Source organism: Palleronia abyssalis (assembly GCF_900302445.1).
GTDB lineage: Bacteria > Pseudomonadota > Alphaproteobacteria > Rhodobacterales > Rhodobacteraceae > Palleronia > Palleronia abyssalis.
This window is the reverse complement of the sequence record NZ_ONZF01000024.1, coordinates 1-7,995: the sequence shown is the minus strand read 5'-3', so window position 1 is coordinate 7,995 and position 7,995 is coordinate 1. Positions and strand designations below refer to the sequence as shown.

The following is a 7,995-nucleotide window of genomic DNA, read 5'->3' as shown; positions in this document are numbered from 1 at the left end:
ACCGACCGTAGAGTTTCACCCATGCGTGCGTCCGAAGCTGCTGGCGGATTGCGGTGTAGCAGCTTGATTCTACGGCGCTTTCAGGCGCACGCAACCTTCCCCAACCGATTTGGATGAATAAGCCGGGCTCAATGGCCGCCGCGGAACATGAGCTCGCCTCGAAGGTGTGGACCACCTGTCGCGTTAAATCAGCCGCCAAGCCCGTGAGGTGCGTTTCCAGAGCTCATGGTATAGACCATCGAACCGATCTTCGAGGCTTTGCCCGGGCACCGGAATGGGTGAAAGTGGTTCGATGCAGACGCAAGCGCCCACGAGGCCTCCACCCGGCTGCCTCAGCTCCGAGACCAACAACTTTCTGAACCGATGGGTCGCCGTGTAGGAGATGCCGTATCGCTGTGCGAGATAATGCCCGGTCAACCTAGATGTCTCTTGGCCGATCGAATAGGCATGGATGATGTCCTCGGCGGCGATGAACCATGCTCGCAGATCGAGGCGGGACTGATGTGCGACCGTTCCTGCCGTTGCCGAGAACTGCTTTCGACATGTTCGGCATTGGTAAAGCTGGCGGCTTTCAAGATGAGTGATGTCCCGCGCCTCGCATAGGGGACATGTTACACCACCCGGCCATCTCATGAGCACCCACCGTTCACGACAACTCGCCGTATTCGGAAACGCCTCTCGGACCCCGTCCGCAGGCAAGCACAATCGTAGCTCCAACCAGTGGACACGAGATTTGACGTCAATCTGCTGCACCCGCCCGGCCCTCCTCCATCAAGGGCAGGTAACCAACGGGTCACTCAAATGTCGATCCTCGCGGGGAATTGCCGCAGACTGACACGAAACGCTGCTGCGAACCTGGGCTCGTAGCCGACCTGCGGCAGCGCAGCGCTGAGGGCTTTGGGTAGGTCGGGCAGGTCGTCGCTACGGGGCGGGAAGCGGTCCTTCGCTGCAAGTGCGACAAAGGTCCGCTTTGAGCTCTTACCCGATTGGTTTGGCCGCGACCGTAGTCTATTCATGAACAATGGTTAACGGGGCAGGTAACACATCAGAATGACTACCCGGCTTTCAGGAAGTATAAGTCTGCGCCCAATACGCTTCGGTTTCTTGGTTCGTCCAAATGACAACCAATCGGTCAGCCGCATCATGCGCTGGTCCACATGCCTATGGGGTGGGCGTTGCAACCCAATTATCCCGGTAGGTCGCTACCCTGCGCACTGGCGGTCAAGCGAGCCGTTTCTTCGCAAGCCAGATCGGGAAGTGGCACGAGATTACATGCGTTTTTTTGAACCAGACATCATTGTTGAGGCAGAGTCAGGCTTAGCGGAGTCAATTGGCTTCGGCGCTATTTCTAATCCAAGTTTGGAATCGCAGCTTATCTCACTTGATGAACTCCACTCGAAGAAATGGTCCGGCCATCGGATGGACCTGTACGTTGGTCAATCTGTGGTCGACATATATCAAGCCGACTATGAGGCGCGGCATCAATTTGTTCTTCGTGAAGATGTGCCAGCGCTATTGTTCAAGGAAGATCGGCTGGCGCCACTTGTAGAGGCAATATTCGGCGCATTTCCGAGAGACGAGGATGCAGGCTATTTCAAGAAATTATACGAAAACGCCTATTCTCCGCAGTTGGCAGTCGCGGGTTCGGATATCTGGCTGTCGGTTTTTGAAGGTAAGGCAAAGCCGCCATTTTATCCGACTTTCTTGGACTTGGATATTGAACCTAAGACTCGAATAGAAGCGACGTTTTTCATATTTGATCACACCAAGACGAGCGACTTGATCGAATACTGGAATACCCGGCTTTTTGAGACGCCTGTTTTCCCAGTTCCGCTATGCTGGTTGGACGAGCTAACGGGCTTTGTCTCGAAAGCGATCCAATCCAATCATCGTCCGATCCCAAACAACAGGTTTGGGACAATGTTTACAAGCCAGGTGGTTTTCGCTCGGAGCGTCAAAAAGGAAATCGCGAAGGCTGCCGTTGAAGTGCTCTCTTCCGATTGTCCCGACGGCTCCTTTTTCATTGGTCGCACCACGCATCCCAAACACTCTGATGACTGGCATGGACCAAGATGTGAGCGTCACAGCGTCAAGTCAGATGAGGCCCGCTTGTCGCTGGAAGTCGAAGGAGAATCAGTCTCGTTTCCTATGCCGTATCCCAAGTTTGCCGAGAGATTTGGCGGCGGACGTTATCGCTGGGCAAATGTCGTCAACCTCAGCGCACACGGTCCGAGTGACATGGCACTCTGCTATCCTTCAAATATCGAGGACCGCACCTTTCCACACCTTGCGATGGGGCAGCAGGGTCCGATTGTTTCACGCGAAGGTTGGGTTCTTCTTGAACACTACCAGGAGAGCAGCGGCTATCTGCGAATAGAATCAGGTACAGAAGCCATTTGTCGTTGGCTGAAGAAGAAAGGAATTGAGGCCAAGCCCTCTTCCGCCGGTCGTATTGCGTCACAAATGGTTGAGAAGCTTGCATCCCTTCGTGCCGCCGATTTGATCGCCGACAAGGATACGATCCAGCTTTTGAACAAGATGGCGATGCAGGAACGTACAAGCAATTCGAAATCCACGTTCAATACCAAGACATTTGAAGGTCGAACCGCAGATACCGGACGATGGCACGAACTTATTAAGAAGAGGGCGAAGAACTCCCTTCGCTTTCGAGTTTCGCTTGAGCAGTTCACGAGCCGAGGCATCTTAAAGCTGGGTCTTGGGCTGAACTGCCCACACTGTACCCATAGTAACTGGTACGGACTTGATGGGGTCGATTACACCGTAACCTGCGAACGCTGTCTTAAAGAGTTTTCCTATCCGCAGGGCAGCAAGGAGCCACGTTGGAAGTACCGTGTGACCGGACCATTTTCTGTCCCAAACTTCGCTGAAGGTGCTTACGCTGTAACGCTTACGCTAACCACGTTTGCGAAGAACCTATCTCCAGTTGGAGACATAGGCATGACCATGACCACCGGTTTGAACCTCAAGTGCGACGCATTCCAGCGGGAGATTGATTTTGCCTTTTGGTACCGTAAAGAGCGAATGCTCGATCATAAAAGCGAACCGCATTTTGTTGTTGGTGAAGCCAAGAGCTTTGCAGAGGAAGCGATCGAGAAGGGCGATCTTGAAGCTCTTCAAGCGGTGGCAAGAGAACTCCCTGGAACCGTCTTGGTCGTGTCAGTTTTGAAAGAGAACTTCTCGGAAAGAGAGAAGCGGTTGTTGGAGAAGCTGGTTCGTTGGGGTTGGGTATCGGTTGAAGGGCGTATGAGAGCACCTGTGATCATGCTGACAGGCGTTGAGTTGTTCGCTGACTGGTCGGTTGAAAAGGCATGGCAACAAAAGGGAGCTCCTTACCCGGCTGAAGCTCGCATGAGCGTATTATCAGACTTGGAATTACTTGCGATGGAAACGCAGCGCATTCATCTGGGACTGGACTACTACTCTCATATCGGAGAAAGATACAGGACTGCGAAGCAAACCTGAGTTCGACTCAAGGTCTTCTATGCGCACAGTTCGGACAATTTCGTCCAGCAACGCGGACGGCGGCTTTGGGCCGGAAGCAACGGCCGCTGCGGTCCGCCAGGTGTTCGGTTCGCTGCGCCGCAGCAGGTCGGCTTTGAGCCCGCTTTTAGGAATGGTGCTCCAAGCGTAAATGACTATTATAGCCGCGTTCCCATGTACTATTTCGTGCGTGCATGTCACCCCACAAGATAGATGGCATCGAAGGGCTTACACATGAAGGTTGGTGAGTTTATTCACGTTTGCGGAACCGTCGTTGCGATTGGACTAGGCGGCTATGCAATTTATTCCGATTGGATCAACTTAAGGGAGCGATTGTCCGTTCAACCGGCGGAGGTAATGGGGAACTTTTATCTTACACGCGACGGCGTTTCCCAAGAGGTTGAGTTTGTGGTCGTTAACGAAGGCCGTAGGTCAACAGTGATCCAACGAGTCGATATTTCGCCAGGCGGCTTATTTCCTGATCCAGTTCTTATTGATGGAAAATTTTGGGACGGTCGTCCATTTAGCATAGAACCACACCAAGTCATGACCTTCCGCTTTCTAGCTGAAGACAGGTTCGAAACGTGGAACACATCTGAGGCACGCGAAGCTGCCGCTGGCGAGCCGATCAACCTTGGCTATCTGAATTTGTTTAATTCCTTTAACCATCGTGTTGCTGTGGAAGAGCGCATGGATTTGCCGCTTCACGCACGGAACCTTGAAATGGGGTACACGCTTTTCGAGTCCTTCGAAGCAAGTGAATTTCAGAAGGCACTTTTTTCAAGCGGACGGACATTCGCTGGCGACAACAAAGAAATGGCGCAAGAGCTGGCATCGTTGCAAATGAATGTGACTTTTGGTGGGCCGTGTCTATCCTACATGGTGCATACGCTAAGCGTCTGTGCAGGGATGGAACTGACAACGCTGAGCGGGAACACTTTTGCCTCCGAGTATATCGGGTTCGGGCTTAGGTCGCACGAACTGGACGGAGCATATCGTCAAGCAAATTAGCCGTTAAGCTGGTAGTGCCAGGGGGCTATTACTGACAGATAGCAGATGGCAGCTTCGTCCCGCTGTGGTGACCTTGGGCTGCCAGACCATGCTGCACGTGGCCACGAGTGACTGGTTCGGGGAAGCTGTGCTGCTGCAACGGTGAACCTGGCCAAGGTCGGCTCTGGGCCGTGAGCGACCGCCGCTGATGCCCGCCAAGCGTCCTCCCCCCGCCGCACTGCCGCAAGTTCGCTCCGAGCCCTTGCTTTTTGAATTCATGGTGTCGCGACGTCACAAATATCCAGTAGGTGCGGGTTTCGCCTCGTACGCTTTTCGCCGACCGTGTTCGAGGCACTTTCAACGACCGGGACCGGTTTAGGGGGTACTAGAGATAAGCGAGCATCACAGTGGGAAAATGCGACTGTTCGAGGATGTCCAGCGCAAAGCCGATGCGCCTGTCGATTGCGTCAGAACTCAGCTCCAAATCTCGCCCCATGAGCGCAGACAGAATGATCGGCGCAAATGTCAGGTCCAGAAAGCGCTCTGCAATCTCGTTTGCTTGGCGCCTGGCCACGCTGTCTGCGATCACTGGCGCCACCGATAGCGAAAGCACCTCGACCACCCTAGCTCGCGTGATGCTGTCCGCCTGCTCGACCAGCTCGGGAAAGCGGCGTGCTTCGGTCAGGAAAAGGCGCATCAGCTGCAGCGGGACGGGCTGCAGCGCCTGTGTAAGCACCTCCTTGCCCGCGACGGCGAGCCGGGTCCTGAGCGCGGCATCGGGGGGCGCGGCTCCTTCCCAATGGAAAGTGCGACCGTCGATGACGCGACGGACCACCGCTTCGAACAGGGCCTCCTTCCCGGTATAGCGGGAATATAGGCTCGCCTTGCTGACGCGCGCCCGCGCCGCAACCGCCTCGCAGCTGGTGGCGGTGACCCCCTTCTCGAGAAAGAGCTCCGTCGCGGAGGCAAGAATGCGGTCATTCACTGCGCCGGCATCCTCGCGCCTGGGGCGTCCGACGCGCGGGGTGGGTCGGGATGTGTGATCCTTGGTCATGGGGCGATCCTAGGCCAAGCCGCCGGGAAAATAAATAGAACGATACCGTTTCATTTAATGCCAGGCGGTGTATGTCCCGTTCAGACATCACCCACCAAGGTATACAGACATGGACCACGTGGCGATCGTACTTGCAGGGGCGACCAGGGATCTTGGCGGCCGCATCGCCCTAGCGCTCACGCGCAAAGGGGCCGAGGTCCGCGCCATCGTGCGACCCGGCACCCCTTCGGCCAAGCGCAAGCTCCTGACTGGCCAAGGGATCACGCTGATCGAGAGCGGCTACGACGCGCCTTCGCTGCGAGCGGCCTGCGAAGGCGCGGCCTGCATCGTCTCGGCGCTCAACGGACTGGAGGACGTGATGCTTGGCCAGCAGGGCGACCTTCTGGACGCGGCGGTCGCGGCGAGGGTCCCGCGCTTCATTCCGTCGGACTTTTCGCTCGACTACACGAAGACGCGACCCGGCGAGAACCGCAACATGGACCTGCGCCGCCGCTTCCGCGAGCAGCTTAATGAGACCTTGATCCAGGCGACGTCGGTGCTCAACGACGCCTTCTCGACGGTCTTGACCGAGGATGCGCCGATCCTGCTGCCGAAGGTGAGCCGTGTGCTTTATTGGGGCGACGCGGACCAGGTTCTCGATTTCACCACCAAGGATGACGTGGCCGATTTTACCGCGGACGCCGCCATGGAGGCAGACGCGCCGCGCGACCTGCGTATCGCGGGCGGCAGCGGTTCGCCCCGAGACATCGCGCGGATCGCCAGTGAGGCCTCAGGCCGGACCTACCGGACGATGCGGGCGGGCGGCATGGGCCGGCTCGGGCTGGCGATCCGCACGGCGCGAACCGCTGCGCCATCGAACGGCGCGGTGTTCCCGGCGTGGCAGGGCATGCAGTACCTGCGCGACATGATGAGCGGGCGTGGCCAACTCACCCCGCTGGATAACTCTCGCTACGACAAGACCGACTGGACCGACATCCGGGCGATGATCGCCGATCTCGCCTAACCTCCCCTTTCCTCGACAGGACGCCACCATGACCGACGCCATCACTCCCTTCATCCTCGACGTTCCGCAATCCGAACTCGACGATCTCGCCGCGCGCCTCGACCGGGTGCGCTGGCCCGATCCCTCCCCGGTCGAGGACGGCCGCCAGGGCCCGTCTCTCGCGCGGCTCAAGGCGCTCGTCGCGCACTGGCGTACGGCCTATGACTGGCGACGCTGCGAGAGCCTGCTCAATGGGCTGGGCCAGAGCCGAACGACGATCGACGGGGTCGAGATCCACCTTCTCCACATCCGTTCCGAGCACGAGGACGCCCTGCCGCTCCTGATGACGCATGGCTGGCCCGGCTCGGTCCTGGAGTTCCGCCACGTGATCGACCCTCTGGTGAACCCGACGGCGCGTGGCGGATCGGCAGAGGACGCGTTCCACCTGGTGATCCCATCGATGCCCGGGTTCGGCTTTTCGGGAAAGCCCGACGTGCCGGGCTGGAACACCGGCCGCATTGCCGGCGCCTGGGCTGAGTTGATGGAGCGGCTGGGTTACGATCGCTGGGTCGCGCAGGGTGGGGACTGGGGGGCGATGGTGACCCTGACGCTCGGGCACATGTGCCCGCCTGGGCTGGCGGGCATCCACCTCAACTTCGTCCCCTTCCAGCCGACCGAGGCCGAGATCGCAGGCGCCTCGGAAGCCGAACAAGAGATGCTCGCCGACGCGAGGCGCTATGACGCCGATTATTCTGGCTACATGAAGCTCATGGGAACGCGTCCGCAGTCGGTCGCCTTCGCCCTGGCGGATTCACCTGTAGGCCTCGCAGCCTGGATCTACGCGCTGTTCCAAGATGTCTCGGACAGCCACGGCAATCCCGAGGCTGTCTTTTCCCTCGACGAGATGATCGACGACATCATGCTCTACTGGCTGCCGAACGCGGGCGCCAGTTCGGCCCGGCTCTATTGGGAGGGCATGCAGGCGATGCGCCAGGGCGGCATGCCGCAGGCAAAGGTCCCGACACCCGCAGGCATCAGCATGTTCGCGGGCGAGCAGGTCAGGCTGTCGCAACGATGGGCCGACAGCCGGTTCGACAGGATCACGCATTTCGCGGAACACTCCCGAGGTGGCCACTTCGCCGCGCTCGAGGCCCCGGAGAGCTTAGTCGCCGATCTACGAGAAACGGTGCGCAGCCTGCGCTGAACGTCCAAGATGATCTGCCAAACTTCGACGCGCGATCTGCGCGTGTCGAACTCGATGAAAGAGCGCTCTGTCCGCACTGCGGACATTGACCAACTCTTCGGTGAAGGTCCGCAGTCGGGCGCTCGGCGGTCAGAACCCGACATGGTGTGATTGCGGCGGTCGCTCTCCGGAGGCGAACGAGGTCCGGTATGTTGGCCTCATGGATAATAGCCGTGAGGAGAACGACCTATGGAACACTATGCCGGTTTGGATGTGTCGCTGAAA

The 7,995-nt window shown here is 58.1% G+C and carries 6 protein-coding genes; 4 read left to right on the top strand and 2 right to left on the bottom strand.

Annotated features, from left to right (window positions below):
• Positions 1–183: 183 nt before the first annotated feature.
• Positions 184–753, bottom strand: coding sequence for a transposase (locus tag PAA8504_RS22895; RefSeq protein WP_108896165.1), 570 nt, complete (start codon positions 751–753; stop codon positions 184–186).
• Between the two features lie 519 nt (positions 754–1,272).
• On the opposite strand from PAA8504_RS22895, the gene PAA8504_RS21445 reads away from it, so the two are divergent.
• Both PAA8504_RS21445 and PAA8504_RS21440 read left to right on the top strand, forming a co-directional pair.
• Positions 1,273–3,483 carry a hypothetical protein gene (locus PAA8504_RS21445; RefSeq protein ID WP_108896164.1) on the top strand — a complete coding sequence of 737 codons (2,211 nt, stop codon included), beginning with the start codon at positions 1,273–1,275 and terminating at the stop codon, positions 3,481–3,483.
• A gap of 252 nt (positions 3,484–3,735) precedes the next feature.
• Positions 3,736–4,512, top strand: a complete 777-nt coding sequence (locus PAA8504_RS21440) for a hypothetical protein (RefSeq protein WP_108896163.1) — start codon at positions 3,736–3,738, stop codon at positions 4,510–4,512.
• A gap of 364 nt (positions 4,513–4,876) precedes the next feature.
• Here PAA8504_RS21440 and PAA8504_RS21435 read toward each other — a convergent pair whose 3' ends face one another.
• Positions 4,877–5,545 carry a TetR/AcrR family transcriptional regulator gene (locus PAA8504_RS21435; protein WP_108896162.1) on the bottom strand — a complete coding sequence of 223 codons (669 nt, stop codon included), beginning with the start codon at positions 5,543–5,545 and terminating at the stop codon, positions 4,877–4,879.
• A gap of 109 nt (positions 5,546–5,654) precedes the next feature.
• On the opposite strand from PAA8504_RS21435, the gene PAA8504_RS21430 reads away from it, so the two are divergent.
• Together PAA8504_RS21430 and PAA8504_RS21425 are read left to right on the top strand one after the other, a co-directional pair.
• A complete protein-coding gene (locus PAA8504_RS21430; protein WP_108896161.1) occupies positions 5,655–6,548 on the top strand; it encodes an NmrA family NAD(P)-binding protein in 894 nt (297 codons plus the stop codon).
• A 28-nt stretch (positions 6,549–6,576) separates the two neighbouring features.
• Positions 6,577–7,731 carry an epoxide hydrolase family protein gene (locus PAA8504_RS21425; protein WP_108896160.1) on the top strand — a complete coding sequence of 385 codons (1,155 nt, stop codon included), beginning with the start codon at positions 6,577–6,579 and terminating at the stop codon, positions 7,729–7,731.
• Positions 7,732–7,995: the final 264 nt, after the last annotated feature.

Coding starts and splice junctions, on each gene's coding strand:
- PAA8504_RS21445 (WP_108896164.1), top strand. CDS start 1,273: ATGCGTTTTTTTGAACCAGACATCATTGTTGAGGCAGAGTCAGGCTTA.
- PAA8504_RS21440 (WP_108896163.1), top strand. CDS start 3,736: ATGAAGGTTGGTGAGTTTATTCACGTTTGCGGAACCGTCGTTGCGATT.
- PAA8504_RS21435 (WP_108896162.1), bottom strand. CDS start 5,545: ATGACCAAGGATCACACATCCCGACCCACCCCGCGCGTCGGACGCCCC.
- PAA8504_RS21430 (WP_108896161.1), top strand. CDS start 5,655: ATGGACCACGTGGCGATCGTACTTGCAGGGGCGACCAGGGATCTTGGC.
- PAA8504_RS21425 (WP_108896160.1), top strand. CDS start 6,577: ATGACCGACGCCATCACTCCCTTCATCCTCGACGTTCCGCAATCCGAA.